The sequence below is a fragment of the Sphingomonas sp. FG14 genome, from assembly GCF_057809675.1.
This window is the reverse complement of the sequence record NZ_JBMDKK010000061.1, coordinates 1-415: the sequence shown is the minus strand read 5'-3', so window position 1 is coordinate 415 and position 415 is coordinate 1. Positions and strand designations below refer to the sequence as shown.

1 protein-coding gene is annotated in these 415 nt (G+C 62.2%); it reads right to left on the bottom strand.

Features of this window, described 5'->3' with window-relative positions; translation table 11 throughout:
* The coding region (locus tag ACODTA_RS30325; RefSeq protein WP_489071413.1) for a recombinase family protein at positions 1 to 276 on the bottom strand (276 nt) is incomplete at its 3' end.
* Positions 277 to 415 lie beyond the last annotated feature (139 nt).

Sequence of the window (415 nt, the reverse complement as noted above, 5' to 3'; positions counted from 1 at the left end):
ATTGAGGCAGCGGAACCCTACTCCCTTGGCGGTCAGCCGCTCGATGATCCGGTGACGATCGCCCACGCTGCGGGCGAGACGGTCGAGCCGGGTGACGACGAGCGTGTCCCCTTCGCGCACGAAGTCGAGAGCGAGGGCGAGTTGCTCGCGCTGGCCGGTCGAGCGTCCCGACATCTTCTCGCTGAACACCTTCTCGCACCCGGCTTGGGCGAGCGCTTCGTGCTGGATGTCGAGGTGCTGCGACGAACTGGAAACCCGACCATACCCCACCAGCATCGGCGACCTCGTGTCTCATTTGATCCTATGAGGTCAGCCTCTCACAGTTCTCATATCTGGCAAGTAAATCTGTTGAGACGCGATTCCGGGGGCATGAGACAGCCCGTGTGATTTTGCCCTAACGAGGCGGGGTATCGGC